General features: G+C 61.9%; 17 protein-coding genes, 11 tRNA genes and 1 rRNA gene (1 of these 29 cut by a window edge). 27 read left to right on the top strand and 2 right to left on the bottom strand.

Features of this window, described 5'->3' with window-relative positions; translation table 11 throughout:
* The 22 genes from NYE40_RS03515 to NYE40_RS03620 form a co-directional block, all read left to right on the top strand.
* Positions 1–1,855: ribosomal RNA gene (locus tag NYE40_RS03515) — 23S ribosomal RNA — on the top strand (it extends 1,075 nt beyond the left edge of the window).
* 85 nt (positions 1,856–1,940) lie between these two features.
* Positions 1,941–2,016, top strand: a tRNA-Asn gene (locus NYE40_RS03520).
* 3 nt (positions 2,017–2,019) lie between these two features.
* A tRNA-Thr gene (locus NYE40_RS03525) sits at positions 2,020–2,095 on the top strand.
* A 7-nt stretch (positions 2,096–2,102) separates the two neighbouring features.
* Positions 2,103–2,177, top strand: a tRNA-Glu gene (locus NYE40_RS03530).
* Positions 2,178–2,225: 48 nt separating this feature from the next.
* Positions 2,226–2,301, top strand: a tRNA-Val gene (locus NYE40_RS03535).
* Positions 2,302–2,311: 10 nt separating this feature from the next.
* A tRNA-Gln gene (locus NYE40_RS03540) sits at positions 2,312–2,386 on the top strand.
* A gap of 4 nt (positions 2,387–2,390) precedes the next feature.
* A tRNA-Lys gene (locus tag NYE40_RS03545) sits at positions 2,391–2,463 on the top strand.
* A 10-nt stretch (positions 2,464–2,473) separates the two neighbouring features.
* A tRNA-Leu gene (locus NYE40_RS03550) sits at positions 2,474–2,554 on the top strand.
* A 214-nt stretch (positions 2,555–2,768) separates the two neighbouring features.
* Positions 2,769–3,629: an ABC transporter ATP-binding protein gene (locus NYE40_RS03555; protein WP_101808488.1), complete on the top strand. Its 861-nt coding sequence runs from the start codon at positions 2,769–2,771 to the stop codon at positions 3,627–3,629.
* 41 nt (positions 3,630–3,670) lie between these two features.
* Positions 3,671–4,474: a hypothetical protein gene (locus NYE40_RS03560; RefSeq protein ID WP_101808489.1), complete on the top strand. Its 804-nt coding sequence runs from the start codon at positions 3,671–3,673 to the stop codon at positions 4,472–4,474.
* 83 nt (positions 4,475–4,557) lie between these two features.
* A tRNA-Gly gene (locus NYE40_RS03565) sits at positions 4,558–4,632 on the top strand.
* A gap of 3 nt (positions 4,633–4,635) precedes the next feature.
* Positions 4,636–4,712: transfer RNA gene (locus NYE40_RS03570), tRNA-Arg, on the top strand.
* A 9-nt stretch (positions 4,713–4,721) separates the two neighbouring features.
* A tRNA-Pro gene (locus NYE40_RS03575) sits at positions 4,722–4,798 on the top strand.
* A 29-nt stretch (positions 4,799–4,827) separates the two neighbouring features.
* Positions 4,828–4,901: transfer RNA gene (locus NYE40_RS03580), tRNA-Gly, on the top strand.
* A gap of 263 nt (positions 4,902–5,164) precedes the next feature.
* Positions 5,165–7,969: a phosphoenolpyruvate carboxylase gene (gene ppc, locus NYE40_RS03585; RefSeq protein ID WP_101808490.1), complete on the top strand. Its 2,805-nt coding sequence runs from the start codon at positions 5,165–5,167 to the stop codon at positions 7,967–7,969.
* A 146-nt stretch (positions 7,970–8,115) separates the two neighbouring features.
* Positions 8,116–8,682 (top strand): RNA polymerase sigma factor SigW, encoded by a 567-nt coding sequence (sigW, locus tag NYE40_RS03590; RefSeq protein ID WP_028600025.1) that lies wholly within the window; start codon positions 8,116–8,118, stop codon positions 8,680–8,682.
* A gap of 141 nt (positions 8,683–8,823) precedes the next feature.
* On the top strand, positions 8,824–9,450 hold the full coding sequence (locus NYE40_RS03595; RefSeq protein WP_028600026.1) for a zf-HC2 domain-containing protein: 627 nt from the start codon (positions 8,824–8,826) through the stop codon (positions 9,448–9,450).
* 160 nt (positions 9,451–9,610) lie between these two features.
* Entirely contained in the window at positions 9,611–10,453 is an 843-nt protein-coding gene (cdaA, locus tag NYE40_RS03600; RefSeq protein WP_028600027.1) for a diadenylate cyclase CdaA, read from the top strand.
* Positions 10,446–11,858, top strand: coding sequence for a CdaR family protein (locus tag NYE40_RS03605; RefSeq protein WP_101808491.1), 1,413 nt, complete (start codon positions 10,446–10,448; stop codon positions 11,856–11,858). Before cdaA ends, NYE40_RS03605 begins: the two co-directional genes overlap by 8 nt.
* A 190-nt stretch (positions 11,859–12,048) precedes the next feature.
* On the top strand, positions 12,049–13,389 hold the full coding sequence (gene glmM / locus NYE40_RS03610; protein WP_101808492.1) for a phosphoglucosamine mutase: 1,341 nt from the start codon (positions 12,049–12,051) through the stop codon (positions 13,387–13,389).
* Positions 13,390–14,012: 623 nt separating this feature from the next.
* Positions 14,013–15,848, top strand: a complete 1,836-nt coding sequence (gene glmS, locus NYE40_RS03615) for a glutamine--fructose-6-phosphate transaminase (isomerizing) (RefSeq protein WP_101808493.1) — start codon at positions 14,013–14,015, stop codon at positions 15,846–15,848.
* 198 nt (positions 15,849–16,046) lie between these two features.
* Complete coding sequence (locus NYE40_RS03620; protein ID WP_127464436.1) at positions 16,047–16,319, top strand: hypothetical protein; 273 nt, start codon at positions 16,047–16,049, stop codon at positions 16,317–16,319.
* A 191-nt stretch (positions 16,320–16,510) separates the two neighbouring features.
* Here the strand turns inward: NYE40_RS03620 and NYE40_RS03625 are convergent, their stop codons facing one another.
* Together NYE40_RS03625 and NYE40_RS03630 are read right to left on the bottom strand one after the other, a co-directional pair.
* Positions 16,511–18,355, bottom strand: coding sequence for a family 43 glycosylhydrolase (locus tag NYE40_RS03625; RefSeq protein WP_339279302.1), 1,845 nt, complete (start codon positions 18,353–18,355; stop codon positions 16,511–16,513).
* Between the two features lie 135 nt (positions 18,356–18,490).
* Entirely contained in the window at positions 18,491–19,276 is a 786-nt protein-coding gene (locus NYE40_RS03630; RefSeq protein ID WP_194843255.1) for a DeoR/GlpR family DNA-binding transcription regulator, read from the bottom strand.
* Positions 19,277–19,577: 301 nt separating this feature from the next.
* On the opposite strand from NYE40_RS03630, the gene NYE40_RS03635 reads away from it, so the two are divergent.
* Genes NYE40_RS03635 through NYE40_RS03655 form a run of 5 tightly spaced genes read left to right on the top strand, consistent with a single transcriptional unit; the run spans position 19,578 to position 24,887 of the window.
* Positions 19,578–20,381 carry a creatininase family protein gene (locus NYE40_RS03635; RefSeq protein WP_153782755.1) on the top strand — a complete coding sequence of 268 codons (804 nt, stop codon included), beginning with the start codon at positions 19,578–19,580 and terminating at the stop codon, positions 20,379–20,381.
* Positions 20,382–20,414: 33 nt separating this feature from the next.
* The gene (locus NYE40_RS03640; RefSeq protein WP_028600045.1) at positions 20,415–21,188 is read left to right on the top strand and encodes an ABC transporter ATP-binding protein; all 774 of its coding nucleotides are present in this window, start codon (positions 20,415–20,417) and stop codon (positions 21,186–21,188) included.
* Positions 21,189–21,245: 57 nt separating this feature from the next.
* Positions 21,246–22,607 carry an FAD-binding oxidoreductase gene (locus NYE40_RS03645; RefSeq protein ID WP_052333491.1) on the top strand — a complete coding sequence of 454 codons (1,362 nt, stop codon included), beginning with the start codon at positions 21,246–21,248 and terminating at the stop codon, positions 22,605–22,607.
* A complete protein-coding gene (locus NYE40_RS03650; RefSeq protein WP_153782756.1) occupies positions 22,604–23,491 on the top strand; it encodes an ABC transporter permease in 888 nt (295 codons plus the stop codon). Before NYE40_RS03645 ends, NYE40_RS03650 begins: the two co-directional genes overlap by 4 nt.
* A 58-nt stretch (positions 23,492–23,549) precedes the next feature.
* Positions 23,550–24,887, top strand: a complete 1,338-nt coding sequence (locus NYE40_RS03655) for an amidohydrolase family protein (RefSeq protein ID WP_153782757.1) — start codon at positions 23,550–23,552, stop codon at positions 24,885–24,887.
* Positions 24,888–24,890: the final 3 nt, after the last annotated feature.

Genomic DNA, 24,890 nt, shown 5'->3' on the forward strand with positions numbered 1-24,890 from the left:
AAAGGATGTGGAGTTGCCCAGACAACCAGGATGTTGGCTTAGAAGCAGCCACCATTTAAAGAGTGCGTAATAGCTCACTGGTCGAGTGACTCTGCGCCGAAAATGTAACGGGGCTAAACACACCACCGAAGCTATGGCATGTACCTAGTGTACTTGGGTAGGGGAGCGTTGTGTATAGGTTGAAGTCAGACCGCAAGGACTGGTGGACAGTACACAAGTGAGAATGCCGGTATGAGTAACGAAAAGATCAGTGAGAATCTGATCCGCCGTAAGCCTAAGGGTTCCTGAGGAAGGTTCGTCCGCTCAGGGTAAGTCGGGACCTAAGGCGAGGCCGAAAGGCGTAGTCGAAGGACAACAGGTTGATATTCCTGTACCACCGTAAGCCGTTATGAGCAATGGAGTGACGCAGAAGGGTAGTGACGCGGACCGATGGATGTGTCCGTCCAAGCAGTGAGGCTGGTTTGTTGGCAAATCCGCAAACCGTAAGGCTGGGCTGTGATGGGGAGGGAAACTTACAGTACCGAAGGTCATGATCTCCAGCTGCCAAGAAAAGCTTCTAGCCAGGCGAAGGTGCCCGTACCGCAAACCGACACAGGTAGGCGAGCAGAGCATGCTAAGGCGCGCGGAGTAACTCTCGTTAAGGAACTCGGCAACATGACCCCGTAACTTCGGGAGAAGGGGTGCCTCGGTAGGGTGAATAGCCCGAGGGGGCCGCAGTGAAAAGGCCCAAGCGACTGTTTAGCAAAAACACAGGTCTGTGCGAAGCCGTAAGGCGAAGTATACGGGCTGACGCCTGCCCGGTGCTGGAAGGTTAAGGGGAGCGGTTAGGGGTAACCCGAAGCTGTGAACCGAAGCCCCAGTAAACGGCGGCCGTAACTATAACGGTCCTAAGGTAGCGAAATTCCTTGTCAGGTAAATTCTGACCCGCACGAATGGCGTAACGACTTGGGCGCTGTCTCAACGAGAGATCCGGTGAAATTTTACTACCTGTGAAGATGCAGGTTACCCGCGACAAGACGGAAAGACCCCATGGAGCTTTACTGCAGCTTGATATTGGACTTTGGTACGATCTGTACAGGATAGGTGGGAGCCTAGGAAGCCGGAGCGCCAGCTTCGGAGGAGGCGCCGTTGGGATACCACCCTGATCGTATCGGAGTTCTAACCTGTCACCGTGAAGCCGGTGAAGGGACCGTGTCAGGCGGGCAGTTTGACTGGGGCGGTCGCCTCCTAAAATGTAACGGAGGCGCCCAAAGGTTCCCTCAGAATGGTTGGAAATCATTCGAAGCGTGCAAAGGCATAAGGGAGCTTGACTGCGAGACCAACAAGTCGAGCAGGGACGAAAGTCGGGCTTAGTGATCCGGTGGTACCGAATGGAAGGGCCATCGCTCAACGGATAAAAGCTACCCTGGGGATAACAGGCTTATCTCCCCCAAGAGTCCACATCGACGGGGAGGTTTGGCACCTCGATGTCGGCTCATCGCATCCTGGGGCTGAAGTAGGTCCCAAGGGTTGGGCTGTTCGCCCATTAAAGCGGTACGCGAGCTGGGTTCAGAACGTCGTGAGACAGTTCGGTCCCTATCTGTCGTGGGCGTAGGAAATTTGAGAGGAGCTGTCCTTAGTACGAGAGGACCGGGATGGACGTACCGCTGGTGTACCAGTTGTTCCGCCAGGAGCACCGCTGGGTAGCTACGTACGGACGGGATAAGCGCTGAAAGCATCTAAGCGCGAAGCCCCCCTCAAGATGAGATTTCCCAGTATGTAAGACCCCTGGAAGACGACCAGGTCGATAGGCTCGAGGTGGAAGCGCGGCAACGCGTGCAGCTGACGAGTACTAATCGGTCGAGGGCTTATCCTACTTAGCAAGAACAGCCGGTCAGCACGGCATTTCGTTCGATCCAGTTTTCAGGGCGCAAGTCCTGAAGCATCCTATCGCTTCATATTCCCTGATAGCTCAGTTGGTAGAGCACTCGACTGTTAATCGAGTTGTCACAGGTTCGAGTCCTGTTCGGGGAGCCATTTGCTCTCATAGCTCAGTAGGTAGAGTGCATCCATGGTAAGGATGAGGTCACCGGTTCGATCCCGGTTGAGAGCTCCATATGCGTGGCCCGTTGGTCAAGGGGTTAAGACACCTCCCTTTCACGGAGGTAACAGGGGTTCGAATCCCCTACGGGTCACCATTTTTTTTATTTCTACATAAGAATGGATGTTCCGAGCCATTCTACGGAGGAAGCTTAGCTCAGCTGGGAGAGCATCTGCCTTACAAGCAGAGGGTCGGGGGTTCGATCCCCTCAGCTTCCACCACTTTATTTGTTGGGGATTAGCCAAGCGGTAAGGCAACGGACTTTGACTCCGTCATTCTCAGGTTCGATCCCTGAATCCCCAGCCATCAAGAGCCATTAGCTCAGTTGGTAGAGCACCTGACTTTTAATCAGGGTGTCGAAGGTTCGAGTCCTTCATGGCTCATCTTTCACTCGCGCGTATGGCGGAATTGGCAGACGCACCAGATTTAGGTTCTGGCGCCTCCGGCGTGGGGGTTCAAGTCCCTCTACGCGCATAGTTACGAACCAACGCCTTCAGTCCTCACGGACCGAAGGCTTTTTTGTTTATCCAAAAGAAAATCACCTGCTTTTGATCAACAACTCGCGCTGCGAGCGTGCGCGAAGGTTTCTTTTGACAACGATAGTGAGAACCGTTATCATAATGGTTATAATGATAATCGTTATCAAGGGTTCGGAGCGCCGCTCCGGCAGCAGAGAGGAGCTTGCAGCATGGTTCGATTGGAAACCAGCCAGCTGGATATAGCCTATGAGAAGAGACAGATCGTGCGGGACCTCAATTTACGCATTCCGCAAGGCAAGATCACGGCGCTCGTAGGCTCGAACGGATCCGGCAAATCGACCATCCTCAAGACGATGGCTCGTCTGATGTCGCCGCAAAACGGGCAGGTGCTGCTGGACGGCAAGTCGATCCACAAGCAGTCGACGCGGGAAGTGGCCAAGGAACTCGCCATCCTGCCGCAAAACCCGACCGCCCCGGATGGTCTGACCGTGCAGGAGCTCGTCTCCTACGGCCGTTTCCCCTATCAAAAAGGGTTCAGCTCGATGCGTAAGGAAGACCGCGAAATCGTCGCTTGGGCGCTGGATGCGACGGGCATGACGGAGTTCGCCGATCGTCCGGTCGACCAGCTGTCCGGCGGACAACGCCAGCGCGGCTGGATCGCGATGGCGCTCGCCCAGGAGACGGACATCCTGTTCCTGGACGAACCGACGACGTTCCTGGACATGGCGCATCAGCTCGACGTGCTGCAGCTGCTCCAGCAGCTGAACTCCAAGGAAAACCGGACGATCGTCATGGTCGTGCATGACCTCAACCATGCCTCCCGGTTCGCTCATCACATGATCGCGATCAAGTCGGGCACCGTGCTGGCGGAAGGCAATCCGGACGAAGTCGTGACGCCGAAGGTGATGAGGGAGGTCTTCGGCATCGAAGCCGATATCGTGAGCGATCCGCGCACGGGAGTGCCGCTATGCCTCCCTTACGCGCTCGCGATGGGAGAGCGGACGGTGGAGCGCCCGGCAGCCGAGAGCCAGGGCGAGAAGCAGCGCGTGCTGCAGCCGGCAGGGGTTTGACCCCGCCGGTATTTTTCATTTCGAGAGGGGTCTGCTGACCGATGGATCGCAACGCAACGAGAGAACTGCTGTACGGCAAGCTTGGATTGTTGGAATCGGTTCCGGACGGCGTACGGGTTGCCGCTACGCTCGAGGCGCTCTCGACCGATCCGGAGACGGCCGATGCCTTCCTTCGGGGCTACGCGGAGCTCATTCCGTCTCGTTCCATCGAACCGGCCGCGACCTACTTTCCGTCCTGGCTGCGCGCGCTGGCCGGCACGTTCCATCATGTCCTCGCCAGCGGAGCCGGAAGCTTTCCGCTAGACCCTTCCCGCTGGGAAATGATGCTCTACAAAGCGGAGGGAGCCTCTTATGCCTCCATCGCGTTCCGTACCGATGCTCTGGAGCTGGAGGAGACGCCGCAGCTGCTCTCCGCGGAGCAGCGCTGCGAGCAGATCGATCGGTTCTACGGCACGCTTGTCGCGCCTGTATTCCGTCATCTCGCCGACCGTGCGGGTGTCAGGACCCATGAGCTGTGGAGATTGGCCGCCAGCGGCCTGAACCATACGAAGACGTTCCTGCTGCAGGCGGCGGAACGGCCGGAGCTGCGGCAGGCGCTGGAGCAGGACTTCGCTTATGCCGTCGGAGAGATGCCGGGGGAGGCGGTCGGAGAACGGCGCAATCTGATGGCTATCCGATTCACATATGTCGACAGCCCCTATGAGCCGGGAACGAAGCTGCCGCTGAGGGGAGGCTGCTGCCTGGCGTTCAAGACCGAGTACGCCAAGCACTGCTACAACTGTCCCAGACTCAAGCCGGGAGAGAGGAAAAGGATGTACGAGGAGCTCTGCTCCGCTCGCGCCTAATTTTTTTTGAAAAAGGACTTGCATTCGGACGATGGGCCTGATATATTATTACTTGTCGCGCTGAACAAAAAGTTCTTCGACAAGCGGAAGTGGCTCAGCGGTAGAGCATCGCCTTGCCAAGGCGAGGGTCGCGGGTTCGATTCCCGTCTTCCGCTCCATACGTGCCCGTAGCTCAGCTGGATAGAGCATTTGACTACGAATCAAAAGGTCGGGAGTTCGAATCTCTCCGGGCACGCCATTTATACAACGGGATGTAGCTCAGCTTGGTAGAGCACCTGGTTTGGGACCAGGGGGTCGCATGTTCAAATCGTGTCATCCCGACCATTGCTTCAACTTGCCTGTCGATTTCGTTTGCGGGTGTAGTTCAATGGTAGAACTTCAGCCTTCCAAGCTGATAGCGTGGGTTCGATTCCCATCACCCGCTCCAATAGAGACACCTTCAAACCTTGCCTAGCGGCAAGGTTTTTTTGTAACGTCAACGCTTTAACACAGTGCTTGGGCAAAAAAACCTGCCCCGGACCGTCTTCTATCCCTATAGCTTTTGTAGTATGATGGGAAAAGCGATTTGAAGTCACCTGCAACCGGGAAAGACGCGCCAGGAGCGGCGTTCAGGGATTCAGCGCCAGGCTGGCTATGCTTACGATTTGGTTCTTTCCGCAGCCTTAGGAGCGAACCAGGAGGAGGAACATCATGTCGGAACAGGCTGCAACGGCCCAAGCGACGGCTCGCCCGCAATCGAACAACTTGCTGCGCCGAGACGTAAGGTTCATGGGCAATCTATTGGGTGAAGTGCTTGTCCACCAAGGCGGCGACGAGCTGCTCGAGGTGGTCGAGAGGATCCGCGAGATGAGCAAGGCGCTGCGCGCCGAATTCGTCAACGAGCTGTACGAGGAATTCAAGAAGACGATCACGACGCTCGGCCCGGAGATTCGTCACCAGGTCATCCGCGCGTTCGCGGTCTACTTCCAGCTGGTGAATATCGCCGAGCAGAACCACCGCATCCGCCGCAAGCGGGATTACGAGCGCTCGGTGGGTGAAAGCGTGCAGCCGGGCTCGATTGAGGCGGCGGTTCAAGTGCTTCATGAGCGCGGCATCGGGGTCGACGGCGTCAAGTCGATGCTGGACGGCATCTCGCTCGAGCTCGTCATGACCGCCCATCCGACGGAAGCGACCCGCCGCGTCGTGCAGGACATCCACAAGCGCATCGCGCTCGGGCTGATGGAGCTCGACAATCCGACGCTCACGCATCGCGAGCGGGAGAAGCTGCGCGCCGGCCTGCTCAACGACGTGCAGATCCTCTGGCAGACCGACGAGCTGCGCGACCGCAAGCCGACCGTCATCGACGAGGTCCGCAACGGCTTGTACTACTTCGACGAGACGCTGTTCGAAGTGCTTCCGAACGTCTACGAGGAGCTGGAGCGCTGCCTGCACAAGTACTACCCGCAGGAGCAATGGCATGTCCCCACCTATCTCAAGTTCGGTTCCTGGATCGGCGGAGACCGCGACGGCAACCCGTCCGTCAAAGCCAAGGTCACCTGGGAGACGCTGACGCTCCACAAGCAGCTGGCGCTGAGCAAGTACCAGACGGTCCTGAAGGAATGGATGGACATCCTCAGCTTCAGCACCAACATCATCGACGTTCCGTCCGAGCTGCTCAGCTCGATCGAGGCCGACGAGCAGGCCGTCGAGCTCCGCGGAATCGACAAATGGCGCAACAGCAGGGAGCCGTACAAGGTCAAGCTCTGCTACATGCTCGAGAAGCTGGCGAACACCGGCGACGATGCCCTCAAAGGCACGGCGAAGCGCTACAACGGCCCCGAGGAGTTCAAGCAGGACCTGCTGCTCATCGACCGCTCGCTGCGCTCCCACTACGCCGACTACACGGCCGACTCACATGTGCGCAAGCTGATTCGCCAGGTCGAGCTGTTCGGCTTCCATATGGCGGCGCTCGACGTCCGCCAGCACTCCAAGGAGCATGAATCGGCGATGGCCGAGATTCTGGCCAAGATGAACATCACGCCGGATTACGCCTCCCTCTCCGAAGAGGAGAAGATCGAGCTGCTGGACCGGCTGCTGAACGATCCGCGTCCGCTGACCTCCTCCCATCTGGATTACACCGAATCCACGCGGGAATGCCTGGACGTCTACCAGACGATCTACCGGGCGCAGCAGGAGTTCGGCGAGTCCTGCATCTCGAGCTATCTGATCAGCATGACCCAGGGCGCCAGCGACATGCTCGAGGTGATGGTGTTCGCCAAGGAAGTCGGCCTGTTCCGCCAAGAGGCGGACGGCACGGTCCGCTGCACGCTGCAGTCGGTGCCGCTGTTCGAGACGATCGACGACCTGCATGCCGCACCTGGCATTATGCAAAGGCTGTTCGAGCTGCCGCTCTACCGCAAGGGAGTCGAGGCTCGCGGCAATCTGCACGAGATCATGCTCGGCTACTCCGACAGCAACAAGGACGGCGGCGTCGTCACCGCCAACTGGGAGCTCCGCTGCGCGCTCATCGACATCACCGAGACCGGCTCGCGCCACGGCGTGAAGCTCAAGTTCTTCCACGGCCGCGGCGGCGCGCTCGGCCGCGGCGGCATGCCGCTCGGCCGCAGCATCCTGGCCCAGCCGCCCCATACGGTCGGCGGCGGCATCAAGATCACCGAGCAGGGAGAGGTCTTGTCCTCCCGCTACTCGATGCAGGGCATCGCTTACCGCAGCCTGGAGCAGGCGACCTGGGCGCTGCTCACGGCGGCGCGCCTGGCGAGCCATCCGGAGCAGATGCCGGAGCAGATGCCGGAGTGGGCCGAGATCGCCAAGGAAATTTCCGAGACGGCTCAGGAGAAGTACCAGGATCTGATCTTCCGCGATCCGGACTTCATGGAGTTCTTCAAGGAGTCGACGCCTCTCTCCGAGGTGGGCGAGCTCAACATCGGATCCCGTCCGTCGAAGCGCAAGAACAGCGACCGCTTCGAGGACCTGCGCGCGATCCCATGGGTGTTCGCATGGACGCAGAGCCGCTATCTGCTGCCGGCCTGGTATGCATCGGGCACGGCGTTCCGCCAGTACGTCCAGGGCGACGAGACCCGCTTGCAGACGCTGCGCGATATGTACAAGGGCTTCCCGTTCTTCCGCCAGCTTGTCGACAACCTGCAGATGGCGATGGCTAAGGCCGATCTGCTCATCGCCCGCCAGTACGCCGGCATGATCAAGAACGCCGCCGTGCGCGACCGCATCTTCCAGCTGGTCGAGCAGGAGTACTCGCTGACGCTGCGGATGATCTTGGACATTACCGGCCAAAAGGAAATTCTCGACAACGTGCCGGTCATCCAGGAATCGATCCGCTTGCGCAATCCGTACGTCGATCCGCTCAGCTACCTGCAAGTGGAGCTGCTCACCGAGCTGCGCCAGAAGCGCGAGGCGGAGGAGGACGACGCGGAGCTGCTGCGCGAAGTGCTCCTGACGATCAACGGAATCGCCGCCGGCCTCCGCAATACCGGTTGATCTGCTGAAAGGACTATTCCCTACCGTCCCATGCCGTGCGCACCGGCTGCGCACGGCTTTTTCCTGTCATGGAACGTTCTTGCTTTTTCCATGCGCGTGAATTACCATGGGCTAGACAGTCCGGTTAGTCTGGAGGAATGTAGGCCGTGAAATCCATCGAAGCCAACTTGGTCCGCCTCTCTCTCAAGGGAGATCAGAGAGCGTTCGCGGAGCTCGTCGGCATGTACCAGGACAAGCTTTACCATCTTGCATACCGGATGCTGTACAACCGCCAGGAGGCGGAGGACACTGTGCAGGAGACGTTTCTGCGCGTCTTTCGCAACATGGAGCGCTACGACGAGTCCATGAAGTTCTCGACCTGGATCTACCGCATCACGACCAATCTAGCCATCGACCGTCTTCGCCGCCGCAAGCCCGGCTTCTCGCTGGATGCCGAGCTGCCCGAGCATGACGGCCTGGACGGCTATTCGATGTTCGCCAGCGAGGATGCCTCTCCGGAGGACGAGGTGCTGCTCTCGGAGACGCAGCGGATCATCCGCTCGGCCATCGACACGCTGCCTCCCAAGTACAAGAGCGTGATGGTGCTCCGCTATCTGGAGGATCTTTCGCTGCAGGAGATCGGCGACGTGCTCGACATGCCGGTGACGACGATCAAGACGCGCGTCCATCGCGGACGGGAGTTCCTGCGCAAGAAGCTCGAGCATAAATTATAGGCTCATCCGGGCCATAAAAAATGAAACACCTTCCGCCATCAAACGTACCTTATAGGTAGACTTGGCATCGAGGCGTCCGCGCGCCGATGCGAGACGACGGGCAGGGCCTGCCTCTGTACCCTGAAGAAAGGACTGGCTGCCATGAATTGCAATGTCGCTATCGTTTGGATGCACGACTATATCGACGGCGAGCTGCCGCGCGAGGATTGCCTTACCCTCAAGCAGCATCTGCTTTCCTGTCCGGCATGCAGAGCCCGGTTCGAACAGCTGGAGAAGACCGAAGCGCTGCTCACCTCGGTTATGGCTGAGCCAAAGGGACAGGCGATGACGCCGGCCGCTTCCGCAGCGCTCACCGACAAGATTCTAAAACAAATTCCTCCTCCCGCTCGTCATAGAGACTGGACGGGATGGATTCGCAGACATCCTGCCGTCACGGCAGCAGCCGTATTCGTGGTCGTCATGCTGGCCAGCCTGGCGCCGACGGTGAACAACGGCTCCGAGCTGATCGTGCGCGGCGACGACCTCAAGCAGGTCGTCATCGACGGCCATACGGTCATCGTGCCGGAGGGCGTCAAGATCTACGGCAATCTGACCGTGGAGAATGGAACCGCCGATGTGCGCGGGGACGTGGAAGGCAGCGTGACCGTCATCGACGGCTCGCTCCTCACTGCGTCCACGGCGCATATCGCCGGCCAGTCCCGCATGATCGACCAGCTGCTGGACCGCTTCTGGTACAAAGTGACCCAATCGTTCGGCAGCACGCCGTGAACGGGTGACGCCCCCTGCGCGCAGGGGGCATTTTTTTTGGCCGAAAAAGGATTTATGTTATGATACCTAGAAAAGAATAGGGTTACGACTAAGCGATGGAATCAAGGTCTTCGGCCATACATAGAGAAGGGACCGCAGGCAGCGGGCGGGGGTATCGGATATGAGATTTTTCACGGAAATGACGTGGCAGAACTGGATCCGGAACATCATCGATATCGGGATCGTCAGTTACATTATCTATAAAATGATCCTGCTCGTACGCGGAACGCGCGCCGTGCAGCTGATCAAGGGCATCCTGCTGCTGGTGCTCACCTGGGCGATCAGCACCTGGTTCGATTTGTATACGCTCAAGTGGCTCATGAATCAGATGTTCACCTTCGGCGTCGTCACGATCATCATCATCTTCCAGCCGGAGCTGCGGCGAGCGCTGGAGCAGCTCGGCCGGGGCAAGCTGTTCGCCCGTACGTCGTCGCTCGACCGCGACCAGGTGAACGAGCGCATCATGGAGCTGATCAAGGCCGTCCAGTACATGTCCAAGCGGCGCATCGGCGCGCTGATCGTCTTCGAGCGGCATACCGGACTGAACGAGCTGATCGAATCCGGCATCAAGATGGAGTCTCGCATCAGCTCGGAGCTGCTCATCAACATGTTCACGCCGAATACGCCTCTTCACGACGGAGCGGTCATCATCCGCGGCTCGCAGATCATGGCCGCGGCCTGCTACTTGCCGTTGTCGGAAAATCCGTTCATCAGCAAGGAGCTCGGCACGAGGCATCGCGCCGCGATCGGCGTGAGCGAGGTGACCGACGCGGTATCGGTCGTCGTATCGGAGGAGACCGGGCAGGTAACGCTTGCCGTCGGCGGCATGATCGTGCGCGACATCAAGGAAGAGTCGCTCATCTCCAAGCTGTTCGAGGAGCTAACCCAGCAGAACGGACAGACGTCCAAGACGAAGTCCAAGTTCCCGTTCCGCAAAAAGAAAGAAGGGGAAGCCAATGGATAGATGGCTGAGCCATCCGACCGCCCTCAAAATTCTCTCGATCGTCATCGGCGTCCTGCTGTGGGCGGTCGTTCACTTCGATCCGGAATCGACGCCCAATACGGTCACGTCGACGACGGAGACCAAAAGCGTCGACATGCTGCGCATCCAGACCGAGGGGCTCGACGAAAGCGCCTATGCGCTCAAGGTGCTCGAGCCGAGCGTCGCCAAGCTGATGGTGCGCGGCAGCCGCTCGGCGCTCGCCTTCGCCGAGGATGGCGATTATACGGTCAGCGTCAATCTGAGCGGCAAAGGCCCGGGCAGCTATACGATTCCGCTCACGGTCGGCAAGCTGCCCCGGGGCATCGAGCTGCTCAACGTATCGCCGTCGATGGTCGAGGTGATCATCGACCGGCTGGAGAGCGGCATGTTCGACGCCGGTGTCGTCACCCAAGGCAAGCCGGCCGAAGGATACGAGCTCGGCGCTCCGGTCATCCGTCCGGGCAGCACCGTGCAAGTGACGCTGCCGGCGCAGGACCTGGCCCGCGTCGGTTCGGTCAAAGTATTCGTCAACGTCGAGGGCGAGACCGAGACGGTGCGAGACAAAAAAGCCCGCATGATCGTCTTCGATAAGTCGGGCAATGAAATTCAGGGAGCCGTCATCGCCCCGGCGACGCTCGACGTCGAGGTGCCGATCACGATGCCGGGCAAGGCCGTGCCGCTGCAGATCGGCACGAGAGGCAGCCTGCCGGCCGGTCTGTCGCTGGAGGCGATCGATTCCGACGTGAGCGAGGTGACCGTATACGGCGAGCGCTCGCTGCTGGACTCGGTCAATCTGCTCGCCGCCGACGTCGATCTGTCCCAGATCCGGGCGACGGGCGACGTCGAGCTGGAGCTGCTTCCTCCCGAGGGCATGAAGGCGGTCGAGCCGAGCAAGGTCAAGGTGCGCGTGACGCTCGCTTCCTCCGACGTGAAGACGCTGCAGGTGCCGATTACGCTCGAAAATGCGGGCAGCGGCCTCGATGCGGCTCTGGAGGCTCCGACAGGCGGCACGATCGGCGTGCGCGTGCGCGGCACCCCGGACGAGCTGTCCGGGCTGACGGCCGGAGACATCCGCGCCGTCGCCGACCTGCAGGACCTCAAGGAGGGCGCGCATGAGGTGCGGCTGCAGCTGACGCTGCCGAACTATGTGACGGCCGTCGATCCGGCTCCGACCGTCACCGTGCGTCTGACGGCCAGCGAGGCGGCCATGGGCAGGCCGGAAGGCGGCAGCGCGACGCCATCGCCGACGCCGACGCCATCTCCGGACCGCGGGCAGGGCGAGAACGACTCGAGCGGAGGCTCCGGCCCGTCCCATGGATCCGGCAACGAGAACGACGCCGGTGCCGGCAGCGGCGATGGCGCAGACAGCGGAGAGGGGCGGCGTTGAAACGCCGCGGCTCCCTTCCGCTCTTTTTTTGTGGAACCTATCGTCTCCGACCGTGCGTATGATATCGAATGGGCGCGAGGCCATGGACTGGATTAACCCGCCATAGCGTTAACGGCATGAACACTTTATAATCAATACCATTCATCCGATTCACTATCCACCTCAATCCGAAAAGGGGCAGCAGGAATACATGGGAAAATATTTTGGAACCGACGGAGTACGCGGGGTCGCGAACCTCGAGCTCACGCCGGAGCTTGCCTATAAGATCGGCCGCTGCGGCGGTTATGTCCTGACGGCAGGAGCGCATAAGCCGACGGTCGTCATCGGACTCGACACCCGGATCTCCGGACCGATGCTGGAGTCGGCGCTGATCGCCGGCCTGCTGTCGATCGGAGCGAGCGTCATCCGGCTCGGCGTCGTCTCGACGCCGGCTGTCGCTTATCTGACCCGGCAGCTGAAGGCGGATGCGGGCGTAATGATCTCCGCGTCGCATAATCCGGTCGCGGACAACGGCATCAAGTTTTTCGGCGGCGACGGCTTCAAGCTGTCGGACGAGACGGAGCTCGAGATCGAGCGTCTCATGGATGCGGAGAGCGACGAGCTGCCGCGCCCGGTCGGCGGCGACATCGGCACGGTCGAGGAGCATGAGAGCGGCAAGCGCGAATACCTCGATTTCCTCAAGACGACGATCCGCACCCGCTTCGACGGGCTCAAGATCGTGCTCGACTGCGCGAACGGCTCGGCTTACGAGCTGGCTCCGCAAGTGTTCCGCGAGCTGGGAGCAGAGATCGTCACGGTCGGAGCGGAGCCGAACGGCCGCAACATCAACGACGGCGTCGGCTCTACGCATCCGGAGCATCTGCGCGACGAAGTGCTGCGCCACGGCGCCGATCTGGGCCTCAGCTTCGACGGCGACGCCGACCGGCTGATCGCCATCGACGAGCGCGGCGAAGAAGTCGACGGCGACTTCATCCTCTGCATCTGCGGCGACGCCATGAAGCGCGCCGGCACGCTGCGGGGCGATACGGTCGTCACGACCGTCATGAGCAACATCGGCTTCTTCAAGGCGGCGGAAGGCCTCGGCCTGCAGACGGCGCGCACCGCGGTCGGCGACCGCTACGTGATGGAGGAGATGCGCAGAGGCGGCTACAACCTCGGCGGCGAGCAGTCCGGGCATGTCATTTTCCTCGACCACAATACGACCGGAGACGGCATCCTGACGGCGCTGCAGCTGACCGACACGCTCGTGCAGTCCGGCCGCAAGCTGAGCGAGCTGCGGGGCCTCATGCGCAAGTATCCGCAAGTGCTCATCAATGTGCGGGTGGCCGACAAGACGCTGTACAACGACAACGAGGCGATCCTGTCGGCGGTGCACAAGGTCGAGCGGGAGCTCGGCGACAACGGCCGCGTGCTCGTCCGTCCGTCCGGCACCGAGTCGCTCATCCGCGTCATGGCCGAAGGTCCCGACAAGGATCAGGTGGCGGCTTATGTCGACGAGATCGTGCATGTCGTCAAATCCGAGCTCGGCTAATCGCTTGCAGCGGGTCGTTTAACCCGGGCCTGTCCCGGGTTAATGTCCCCTAGCGGCGGAACCAGGATGGATTTCCCGACGTTCCGGGGTTGCCAGCCAAGCCCGCATCGAATATGATAGAGCGTATTGCATTTCTTTTATTCCAGCAGGAAAGCGAGGATCGAGGTACGCCCATCCAGCATCACAAGCGCCAGAGCTTGCGACGATCAAGCCGATCCATCCCCCGGCCTCTTCGCCCGTTGCGAAGAGATGCCGGCAGCATTGATCCGTCAAGCTGACGAGGTGAAGGTGTTCGAAATTTTCGGCGGGGACCTTCCGGTGGAGCATGACATCGACAGCCATTCCGGCAAAAGGACGCGGGCAACCGGTCCCACAAACGGATGGCGAACATGCCCTTGAAACGACTTTAATCCGGACGCGGGCGAGATTCCTCTTGCAGGGATAGCCGCGGTCCGATGCGATGATACTAATCCTTATCAAACTACAACTGAGCGGGCAAGCCGCTCGGACGGAACGGATGCCCCGGCCGCTGGCCGGAGGTTCAATTGAATACTGCCATCAGCCTGGATTCATGGCATCCTTACCGGAGCGGCTTGCGGCCGCATACGGAGGTTTCTTTTCTTATGTGTGGAATCGTGGGCTATATCGGCAATCGGGACTCCAAGGAAGTACTCATCGAAGGTCTGAAAAAGCTGGAGTACCGGGGCTATGACTCGGCGGGCATCGCGGTGTTCACGGACAACGGTCTGGAGATCCGCAAGTCCAAAGGCCGTCTGGCGAATCTGGAGGATAAGCTGAAGAGCGAGCCGATCGAAGGCTCCGTCGGCATCGGCCATACGCGCTGGGCGACCCACGGCAAGCCGTCGGACGTCAACTCCCACCCGCATACGGACAACAGCGCCAAGTTCTCCGTCGTGCACAACGGCATTGTCGAAAATTACCTTGACCTCAAGGAAGAGCTGTCGGCCAAAGGCCATACGTTCGTGTCCGAAACCGACACCGAGGTCATCTCCCACTTGATCGCCGACGAGTATCAAGGCGACATCGTAAGCGCCGTGCAGCGCGCCGTCAAGCGCATGAGAGGCGCGTACGCGCTCGGCGTGCTGACGGAATACGAGCCGACCAAGCTGGTCGCGGTACGCTTTGCCAGCCCGCTCGTCATCGGCATCGGCGAGAACGAGAACTTCATCGGCTCGGACATTCCGGCGATCCTGGAATATACGCGCAACGTCTACATCCTGAACGATGGCGAAATGGCGGTTTTGACGCGCGCCGGTGTCGAACTGATGACGACGGAGGGCGACATTATTTCCAAGGAAATATTCCATGTCGACTGGGATCTCGTCACGGCTGAAAAGGCCGGCTTCGACCACTTCATGCTGAAGGAGATCCATGAGCAGCCGAAGGCGTATCGGGACACGATGATGGGCCGCATCGCCGAGGACGGCAAATCCGTCACGCTGAGCAAAGAGATCGGCATGACGACTGAGCAGATCCGCGGCATCAGCCGCGTGCATATCGTCGCTTGCGGAACGGCGTTCCACGCCGGCCTCGTCGGCAAGACGGTCATCGAGAGCCTGGCGCGCATCCCGGTCGAGACGGATGTCGCTTCGGAATACCGCTACCGCTCGCCGATCATCACGCCGGATACGCTCGTCATCGTCGTCAGCCAGTCGGGCGAGACGGCCGACACGCTCGCGGCGCTGCGCGAAGCGAAGCGCAATGGAGCCCGCGTGCTGGCGATCACCAACGTTGTCGGCAGCTCGGTCGCCCGCGATGCGGACGACGTCATCACGACGTGGGCGGGGCCGGAGATCGCCGTCGCTTCGACGAAGGCTTACTCCTCGCAGCTGATCGCGTTTTATCTGCTCGGACTGTACCTGGCTCAGGAGCGCGGCACGATCGATCAGGCCCAAGTCGTCGACATTGTCGAAGCGATGCACCGGCTGCCGGAGCAGGTCGAAAGCATCCTGGAGCAGGCGGAGCTGTTCAAGGGCGTGGCGGAAGCCGTGTCGAAGCATGACAATCTGTTCTTCATCGGCCGCGGCCTCGACTTCGCCGTCGCCCAGGAAGGCTCGCTCAAGCTCAAGGAGATCAGCTACATCCACTCCGAGGCTTATGCGGCAGGCGAGCTCAAGCACGGCACGCTGGCGCTGATCGAGGACGGAATTCCGGTCATCGCGCTGGTCACTCAGGAAGACCTGTACGAGAAGACGCTGAGCAACATCAAGGAAGTGAAGGCGCGCGGGGCGCATGTGATCGGCATCGCCAACTCCGGCTACGAGGACGAGGTCGCCAAATCGGTCGACGAGACGTTCTCGATCCCGCGCACGCTGCCGCTGCTTACGCCGGCCCTGTCGGTCGTGCCGCTGCAGCTGCTCAGCTACCACGCTTCCCTGGCTCGCGGCAACGACGTCGACAAGCCGCGGAACCTGGCGAAGAGCGTGACGGTGGAGTAAGCAGAGAGTCGCGAAGTCGACATCAAGAACAACAACATGACTCTTTATTTGGGGGCTGCCTTCGGGCAGTCCTTTTTTTATTTTGTCAAAACGAGAATGTATGTTCTGATATAATTGGACGGAGAACCGTTGATCTTCTACGATCTAGATTCGAACGGAAATAAAACCGTGAGGTGATTAACATGATGGAACAAAGGAATGCCAAAGGTAATCCTTGAACTTTGGGATGAAGGGGATCTAGGGTTGCTCCGCCAATTAAATTCAGCAGAGATGACCGTGCACTTCGGCGGTCCAGAAACGGAGGGAAAAATACTAGCTCGTCATAAGCGCTACATTGAAATCGCCCAAAAAGGAACCGGACGAATGTTCAAGATCCTCTTGCTTCAAATGCCATTTGTCGCAAACTCGGCTTCTCATTTGCCGGTGAATGTGATTAATGACTGGAGGTTGACGATCGGGGAGAATGAATAATAATCGGTCCTCGACAGCCGATGCCGACAATCAATACGTCGAACACGGATGCTCTTGAGGTGGCATTGCCGATAAAAGAGTGGGCGCAGCGATCTCTCTGAACGACAAGCAACCGAAAAAGGAGCGGCCCTGCCAGGGCCGGCTCCTTTTTCGGTTTAACACGCATCTATTCGGTTGAGGGGCTTTAGCTTTCAGCTCTTCTCGATCAGCTCCAGCCCGAGCTCGAGCCGCACCGGCTCCATCAGGCCGTCCGCGCCGAAGCGGAGCGGGCTTATGCAGGTCTCGCGATGGTAGCCTTTTCCGTCCGGGAACCGCGTGAGCGGCGTGACGAAGCGGTGATAGGCGATCCAATAGCGGTCGGCGTCGGGCTCGTGCAGGATCGAATGATGGCCGGTGCCGAGCATGTCCAGCTCGTTGTTTTTCTCCAGAATCGTGCCGCGGTAGGCGATCGGCCCGTAAAGCCGCTCCGACGTGCCGTAGTGGACCCGGTAATCCTCGCTGCCGGTGTCGTCGCAGGACCAGGTGAAATGATACAGTCCGCCGCGCTTCAGGACGGCGACCGCCTCGCGGAATTCGTGCAGGCCGTCGATGTTCGCCATCGTCTCCTCGACGACGCCGACCCGATCGTCCGTGAGCTGCACGATCGCGCCATGGCCGTTGCCGAACAGCAGGTAGGCCGTGCCGTCCTCCTCGACATAGACGGACGGGTCGATCGTCTGCCCCATGGCGATGCCGAGCCGCTCCATCTGATCCATCGTCAGCAGCGGCTCCGGCTCGGCGCGGAAAGGTCCCGTCGGCGACGGCGCCGTCGCCACGCCGATGGCGCTGACGCCGCTTGGCGTCTTGCCGCAGAAATAGAAGAAATACTTCCCGTCCTTGCTGGCGATGGCCGGAGCCCACGCGCTGCCGACGGCCCAAGGGACATCGCCGGCAGCCAGATCCAGAATGACGCCCTCGTCCTTCCATTCCCGCAAGTCGGACGAGGAGAATACGCTGAAGCTGCCGCCCGACCAGCCGGTGAAGCCGTCGGTCGTCGGGTAGAGATAATACCGGTCGCCGAACTTCGCCAGATCGGGATCGGCGAATTGTCCGGGCAGCGCCTGATGGCCGTCGCCGTATGCCGCCAGCAGGCGGCCGCATTCCTCGGCGGTGATCGGCAGGACGCCGCCATGGCGCTTTTTGGACCGGCCCAGATCGAACTCCTCGTCCGCCAGCACGCGGAATTCGCCGCTGTCCAGATCGCTCGTCAGCAGCGGCAGATAGCCTTTTCCTTCGGCGAAGCGGTCGACGATGAGGCACCATTCCTCGCGGCCGCTCCGCTTATAGATCTGCGGCCCTTCCACGCCGTACAGCTGCTCGAGCGCCGGCGCCTGCACGGGGACGAACGCATCCTTGTGCAGAGAGGAGCCCTTTTCGACGAGGATCGTCTTGGTCGTCTCGTCCTTGGAATAGCGATAGTAGGCGCCGCCATGGGCGATCATCGTCGTGTCGATGACATGGTTGTCCCGTTCGATATACAGCTCGGCCGGGGCGAAGCTGCGGAAGTCCTTCGTGCGGGAGCTGTATATTTTCTGCTTGCGCTCTTGTTCATGCGGCAGCTGCGTGGCGGACGCCCAGTAGACGAGAAAGTCCCTGCTTTCTTCGTCATAGATAGCTTCCGGCGCCCAGACGCAGCCTGCGCCGTCGACGCCGACGGTGATCGCGCGCGGGTCGGACCAGCTCACCAGATCGGCCGACTCCCAGACGATGATGTCGCGGCTGCCCGCCTCGACGGCGGCTTCCCAGCCTTTGCCGTTTGCGATGCGGAGATCGGTGGCGATCAGATAGAACTTGTTCTCCTGCGGGTCGCGGACGAGGAACGGATCGCGCACGCCCTTCTCCCCGAGCTCGGAGCGGAGCGCCGGCAGGCCGGCGTTCAGGTCTTTCCAATGGAGCCCGTCCTCGCTATAGGAAAAGTAGACTTGCTCTCCGTCGGGCTGTTCCCCGATGAAATGGGCCATCAGATAGCCGAAATAACGATTGCCATGAATGGACAACGAGAACTCTCCCCCTTGCGGAAATGAACGTAAGGAACGCCCTTTTCTCCCTATCATAGGGGAATGTCCTCGTCGTTTCCCACAACAAAAAAAGTCGGGGAATAGCACAAAATTGCTCTTGCCCCGATGCGCGCCTTAGACCGGCTGCTCCGCCTTCGCCACATGAAGCGCGATGCCGGCGGCCCGATAGGCGTCCGCCTCCGCCTCGTCGAGCCGGTCGTCGGTGATGATCTCGTCGAAGCCGTCCGCCGGGGCGAAGATGGCGAGCGAGCTGTAGCTGAACTTGTCGGCGTCCGCGAGCAGATAGCTCTTGGCGGCGGCGTTCATCGCCGCCTCGCGCGGGCCGACGAGCACCGGCGACCAGGCCATCGCGCCCTTGGCATGCGACACGGCCTCGCAGGTGAGGAACGCCGCGTCGACGGTGACCGAGCCGAGCATCTTCTCGGCGTAGATGCCGTCGAGGCTGTACGCCCACTTGCTGATCCTGCCGCCCGTGCAGTACACGTCGAAGCTGCCGAAGCGCTTCTCGTCGGACAGCAGCAGCGCCGTATGCAGGTCGCGGGTGATGATCTTCAGCCCCTTGAACCGCTCCAGCTCGCCGACCATCGCCGCGATCGTCGTCCCCGCATCCAGAATGATGCTCATCCCGTCCTCGACATGCCTCGCCGCCGCCCGGGCGATCGCCAGCTTCTCGGAGCGGTTCTCGCTCGCCCGCTGGTCGTAGCCGGCGCCCATGAAGCGCTGCACCTTGACCGCTCCTCCATGCGAGCGCTGGATCTTGCCCTCCGCCTGCAGCTGCTCCAGATCCCTGCGGATCGTCATCTGCGAGACCTGGAACGCCTCCGCCAGCTCCGCGATCGTCGCCTGCTGCCTGAGCTCGAGCAGCTTCATGATTTCATGCTGTCTCGTTCCCATGAGCATGATCGATATCCTCCTTTTTCCGCAGCAGCCCTGCGTTCGACTCTTGCGTTCTGTTTGCATTATAGCGTGAGTGCAAGCGGTTGTCAGCACGAAAATGAACATAATGGATGTTCGAAAATGTGAAAAAGAGCTAGCCAAAGCATGTTTCTCTGTGATATAAGGGAGATATAGATGTCAGGAAACCACACATGATCGAAAAGAAGGGAAGGGGGAACGGCCTTCATCCAGGCCGGATAAACGGCATTCAAGCCGAAAAAAACAGATATATGTCAGACTATATGACATAAAAGGAGCGGGAGAGATGGCATTCCGTTATGAAGGCAAGGCGTACGAGCGGCATTTCCTGCCGCGGCTGACGAGCCGTGAAATCGCGGCGCTGCCCAAGGAGGACGCGCTCGTCGTGCTGCCGGTCGGCGCCGTCGAGCAGCACGGCCCTCACATGCCGGTGTTCACCGACACGCTGATCGGAGAGGCGATGATGGCGGCGGCGTTCGAGCATCTGCCGGACGAGGCGCCGATCTGGCTGCTGCCGTCGCTCGCCTACGGCAAGAGCACCGAGCATAAAGGACATCCGGGCACGATCACGCTGTCCGCGCAGACGCTGATGCTTGTGCTGCAGGACATCGCGGAATCGCTGGCGCGCGCCGGGTTCCGCAAGCTGCTGTTGTTCAACACGCATGGCGGCAACGCCGACCTGCTCGGCATGATGGCGCGGGAGATCCGCATCGCGACGGGGCTGGCGGTGTTCCGGCTCGACCCGGGCGCGGTCGGGTACAGCGATTCGTTCACGAGCGACGAGGAAAAGGCGGCGGGCATCCATGCCGGCGACGTGGAGACGTCGCTCGTCCTGGCGGTGTGCCCGGACTGGGTCCATCCGGAGCTGGCGCCGCGGGAAATGCCGCGCTTCCCGCAGCTGCCCTACTTTTCCTTCCGCGCCAAGTCGTTCGCCTGGGTGATGGACGACATCTCGGCGAGCGGCGCCGCCGGCGACGCCACCGCGGCGACCGCGGAGCGCGGCGCGGCGATGCTGGAGCTGGCCGGGCCGCGGCTGGCGGAGGCGCTGACGACGATCGCGGCGTTCGAGATGGAGTCTCTCCGAGCCTGAGGCTCGGGCATCCGCAACAAGGAGGCGATAGGCATGGAAGCGATGGCGTCTACGAAAGAATGGGTTCGGATGGATTCGGTGTCCAAGGTGTATCCGAACGGCACGACGGCTTTGCAGGAGGTCGATCTGTCCGTCCGCGAAGGCGAGTTCCTCTGCTTCGTCGGCCCGTCGGGCTGCGGCAAGTCGACCGTGTTCAAGCTGATTACCGGGCTGTCCGGCGCGACCGGCGGCACGCTCGAGGTGATGGGGACGAGTCCGCAGCAGGCGCGCAAGCAGAGCGACACCGCCTTTGTGTTCCAGGACCATACGCTGCTCCCGTGGAGCTCGGTCGTCGACAACGTGTCGCTGCCGCTCGCGCTGCGCGGCATGTCCCGCAAGCAGCGGCGGGAGGAGGCGGAGCAGGCGCTGGAGCTGGTCGGCCTCAAGGACTACGTCAAGGCGATGCCGAGGCAGCTGTCCGGCGGGATGAAGATGCGCGTGTCGATCGCCCGCGCGCTCGTCTCGAAGCCGAAGCTGCTGCTGATGGATGAGCCGTTCGGCGCGCTCGACGAGATCACGAGGCAGACGCTGCAGCTCGAGCTGCTGGACATCTGGAGCCGCAACAAGGAGATGACCGTGCTGTTCGTGACGCATAACGTGTTCGAGGCGGTGTTCCTCTCGACCCGCGTCGTCGTCATGACGCCGCGCCCCGGCAAGGTGGCCGCGACGATCGACGTCCCCGTGCCTTTTCCCCGCGACGCCTCGTTCCGCACGACCCCGCGCTTCGGCGAGCTTGTCCGCTCCGTCTCGGAAGCGCTGAAGCATTGACCGCGAGCCGTCCTGCCCTGGCGCAACGAATCCATAGATTGGAAGGGAGACTTGTCCATGACCGTCAAGCCTGAATGGTCGGCCGGCCTGGCCGGCATCGTCGGAGAGGAGCGGCTGCTGCTCGGAGAGGAGCAGCGCGAGAAGCTGTCCAAGGACTACTACTGGTATTCGCCCGTGCTGGAGCCGCTGCTGCGCGGCAAAAGAGCCGACGGCATCGTGCAGCCGGAGGCCGAGCGGGAGGTCGCCGAAGTGCTGGCCTACGCTTATCGCCATGACATTCCCGTGACGACGCGCGGCGCGGGCACGGGCAACTACGGCCAGGCCGTCCCGCTGGACGGCGGCCTCGTGCTCGATCTCAGCCGCCTCGACGCGGTGCTGGAGGCGACGGACGCGTTCGTCCGCGTCCAGGCCGGCGTGCGGCTCGGCGCGCTCGAGAAACGGCTGCGCGAGCAGGGCAAGGAGCTGCGCATCTATCCGAGCACGTTCATGAAGGCGACGGTCGGCGGCTTCGTCTGCGGCGGCTCCGGCGGCATCGGCTCCATCACCTACGGCAATCTGTGGGACGGCAACGTGCTGGAGGCGGTCGTCTGGACGATGGAGGAGTCGCCGCGGCGGCTCGTCGTCAAAGGAGCGGAGCTGCAGGCGTACATCCACAACTACGGCACGAACGGCGTCCTGACCGAGCTGACGCTGCCGATCGCGGAGCGCACGGAGTGGAGCCAGGCGGTCGCGCAGTTCGACGAGTTCGAGGCCGCCTGCCGCTTCTGCTATGCGCTCAGCCTGACGGACTCGATCCGCAAGCGGCTCGTCGCGCCGGTCGAGTGGCCGATCCCGTCCTTTTTCAAGCCGCTCGTCAAAAAGCTGGAAAGCGGAGCGGCCGCCTGCCTGCTGGAGGTCGAGGAGGGCAATGAGGCGGCGCTGGCCGCGCTCGCCGAGGCCGAGGGCGGCCGGATCGGCTACGCCGTGCCCGCGGACCGCTATCGCCAGGGCATCGGCTTGTCCGACTTCACCTGGAACCATACGACGCTCTGGGCGCTGAACGCCGATCCGACGCTCACCTACCTGCAGGCCGGGTTCGATCCGATCCGGTTCATGGAGCAGATCTCCGAGCTGAAGTCGCGCTTCGGCGACGAGCTGCTGCTCCATCTGGAGTTCGTCCGCTCCGGCGGCACGGTCATGCCGTCGGCGCTGCCGATCGTGCGCTATACGACCGAGGAGCGGCTGTACGAGATCATCGCCTTCTGCGAGTCGATCGGCGTCGGCATCAACGATCCGCATACGTACAAGCTGGAATCCGGCGGCCGCGGCCGTCTCGAGGCGATGCTCGCCGCCAAGCGGGCCAACGATCCGAAGGGGCTGCTCAATCCCGGCAAGCTGCAGCTGCCGGTCGCCGGATCGGCAAGGGGGGATGGACGATGAGAGAGGAGATCGCTGCCGAAAGCATCGCCTTGCCGCTGCGGAGCGCTTCCCCGAACGGAGCGGCCGCCGCTCCCGGAGCGGGGCGGACGTCCCGGCTCGCCGCCAGGCTGCGCTCGGCGCTGCCGCCGGCCGTCGCGTTCCTCGTCGTCATCGGAGGCTGGGAGCTGTTCTGCCGGCTGGCTGGCATGAAGCCGTACCTGCTGCCCAAGCCGTCCGACATCGTCGCCGCCGCGTCGGCCAACGCCTCGAACCTGTGGGTATCCGTCTACACGACGATGTCGGAGGCGGTGCTCGGCTTCCTGCTCAGCGTGCTGCTCGGCGTCGGCCTGGCGATCGCGCTCGCCAGCTCCAAGCTCGTGGAGCGGAGCATCTACCCGTATGCCATCGTCATGCAGACGATCCCGATCGTCGCGATCGCGCCGATCATCGTCATCTGGTTCGGCGCCGGCATGAACGCCATCGTCATCATCGCCTTCCTGATCGGCTTTTTCCCGATGCTCTCCAACACGCTGATCGGCCTCAACTCCACGGACCACAACATGAAGAACCTGTTCCATCTGTACAACGCCTCCCCGCTGCAGACGATGTTCCGCCTCCGCCTGCCCGCCGCGCTGCCGTTCATCGTGGCCGGGCTGAAAATATCATGCACGCTCGCCGTCATCGGGGCGATCGTCGGCGAGTACATCGCGGGCATCGGCGGCGGCAAGGGCGGCCTCGGCTATGCGATCACCGTCGCCGCCGCGCGCCTGCAGACCGCGTATCTGTTCGCCTGCGGGCTTGCCGCCTCGCTGCTCGGCATCGCCTTTTTCCTGCTCGTCAGCCGGCTGTCCAAATGGCTGCTCAGCTCCTGGCACGAGTCCGAGCTGAACTCGTCGGAAGGTTGAAGCGCAGGGAGAGCCGCGGCGGCCGCCGCAGGCCGCTGCGAGGAGAGGAGGAGAGCCGATGGAGCAAGGCAGGATCGAGCTTGTCAACGCACGGCTGCCGCTGAAGGAGGAAGGCCGCCTGCACCGTCTCGTCCTCGAGGACGGAGCCTGGAGGAGCGTCGAGCGGCAGGAGGAAGGATGGCTGGCGGCGCCGGAGGCGCTGCCGATCGGCCAGGCGGGGCTCGGCGAGCTGCGGGGAGCGGCGACGGTCGATCTGCAGGGGCGGACGCTGCTGCCGGCGTTCGTCGACGTCCATCTGCATCTGGACAAGGCGTACTCGCTGCCGTCCGTCCGCAACCGCTCCGGCACGCTGCGGGAGGCGATCGACAACTATCGCGCCCATGTCGCCGGGTTTTCCAAGGAGGAGCTCCGCGAGCGCATCATGCGCGGCGCGCGGACGGCGGCGTCCTACGGCAGCCTGCTGCTGCGCACCCATCTCGACGTGCCGCTGCATCTGGGCCGCGACGTGGCGATGCGCTCAGTCGAGGCGGCGCTCGAGGCGAGGGAGTCGCTGCGGGACATCGTCGACCTCCAGCTGTTTCCGATGTTCGCGTATGAGCATCGGCGGCATGAGGAGCTGAGCGAGTTCGCCGGGGAAACGCTGCGCATGGGGGTCGACGGAATCGGCGGAGCCCCCCATCTGACAGACGATCCGGGCGCTGGCATCGAGTGGGCGCTGGCGCTTGCGGCGGGAGCGGACCGGCCCGTCGACCTGCATCTCGACGAGACCGACGACCCGCAGATGAGGACGATCGGGCTGTTCTGCGACGCCGTCCGGCGGCATGGCTACGGCGGCCGGGCGACGGCGGGCCATCTGTGCTCGCTGTCGGCGATGCCGCAGGAGGACGCGGAGCGCCTGATCGCCGGCATGCGGGAGGCCGGCGTCGGCGCCGTGACGCTGCCCGCGGTCAATCTGTATTTGCAGGGACGGGGCGACCGGGGCAACGTGCGGCGCGGCCTCACCCGCGTCAAGGAGCTGCTGGAGGCAGGCGTCACGGTCGCCGCCGCCTCCGACAACATTCAGGATCCGTTCCATCCGTTCGGCAAAGGCGACCTGCTGCAGATCGGCCTTATCGGCGCGTATGCCGCGCATCTGGCCGGAGAGGAGCATGTGCGGACGGTGCTGCGGATGCTGACCGAGGCTCCGGCCGCGCTGGCGGGCGTCCGGAATTACGGCGTCGCGCCGGGCTGCGCGGCATCGTTCGTCGTGCTGGGCGCCGCCTCCGGCGAGGAGCTGCTGCAGGAGCTGCCGTCATCGCGCTGGGTTTGCCGCCGCGGCGGCTGGATCAGCGCCTCGGTGCTGCGGCGCGAGGAGCTGTCGGCCGGAGCGGAAGCGATTGTCGGAAAGAACCTATAGATC

It is taken from the genome of Paenibacillus sp. FSL W8-1187, from assembly GCF_037965485.1.
Lineage (GTDB): Bacteria > Bacillota > Bacilli > Paenibacillales > Paenibacillaceae > Paenibacillus_O > Paenibacillus_O pasadenensis.

What these genes read in the sequence shown, in the direction of transcription:
- NYE40_RS03555 (WP_101808488.1), top strand. Translation starts at nt 2,769, where the DNA reads ATGGTTCGATTGGAAACCAGCCAGCTGGATATAGCCTATGAGAAGAGA.
- NYE40_RS03560 (WP_101808489.1), top strand. Translation starts at nt 3,671, where the DNA reads ATGGATCGCAACGCAACGAGAGAACTGCTGTACGGCAAGCTTGGATTG.
- ppc (WP_101808490.1), top strand. Translation starts at nt 5,165, where the DNA reads ATGTCGGAACAGGCTGCAACGGCCCAAGCGACGGCTCGCCCGCAATCG.
- NYE40_RS03595 (WP_028600026.1), top strand. Translation starts at nt 8,824, where the DNA reads ATGAATTGCAATGTCGCTATCGTTTGGATGCACGACTATATCGACGGC.
- cdaA (WP_028600027.1), top strand. Translation starts at nt 9,611, where the DNA reads ATGAGATTTTTCACGGAAATGACGTGGCAGAACTGGATCCGGAACATC.
- NYE40_RS03605 (WP_101808491.1), top strand. Translation starts at nt 10,446, where the DNA reads ATGGATAGATGGCTGAGCCATCCGACCGCCCTCAAAATTCTCTCGATC.
- glmM (WP_101808492.1), top strand. Translation starts at nt 12,049, where the DNA reads ATGGGAAAATATTTTGGAACCGACGGAGTACGCGGGGTCGCGAACCTC.
- glmS (WP_101808493.1), top strand. Translation starts at nt 14,013, where the DNA reads ATGTGTGGAATCGTGGGCTATATCGGCAATCGGGACTCCAAGGAAGTA.
- NYE40_RS03620 (WP_127464436.1), top strand. Translation starts at nt 16,047, where the DNA reads ATGCCAAAGGTAATCCTTGAACTTTGGGATGAAGGGGATCTAGGGTTG.
- NYE40_RS03630 (WP_194843255.1), bottom strand. Translation starts at nt 19,276, where the DNA reads ATGCTCATGGGAACGAGACAGCATGAAATCATGAAGCTGCTCGAGCTC.
- NYE40_RS03635 (WP_153782755.1), top strand. Translation starts at nt 19,578, where the DNA reads ATGGCATTCCGTTATGAAGGCAAGGCGTACGAGCGGCATTTCCTGCCG.
- NYE40_RS03640 (WP_028600045.1), top strand. Translation starts at nt 20,415, where the DNA reads ATGGAAGCGATGGCGTCTACGAAAGAATGGGTTCGGATGGATTCGGTG.
- NYE40_RS03645 (WP_052333491.1), top strand. Translation starts at nt 21,246, where the DNA reads ATGACCGTCAAGCCTGAATGGTCGGCCGGCCTGGCCGGCATCGTCGGA.
- NYE40_RS03650 (WP_153782756.1), top strand. Translation starts at nt 22,604, where the DNA reads ATGAGAGAGGAGATCGCTGCCGAAAGCATCGCCTTGCCGCTGCGGAGC.
- NYE40_RS03655 (WP_153782757.1), top strand. Translation starts at nt 23,550, where the DNA reads ATGGAGCAAGGCAGGATCGAGCTTGTCAACGCACGGCTGCCGCTGAAG.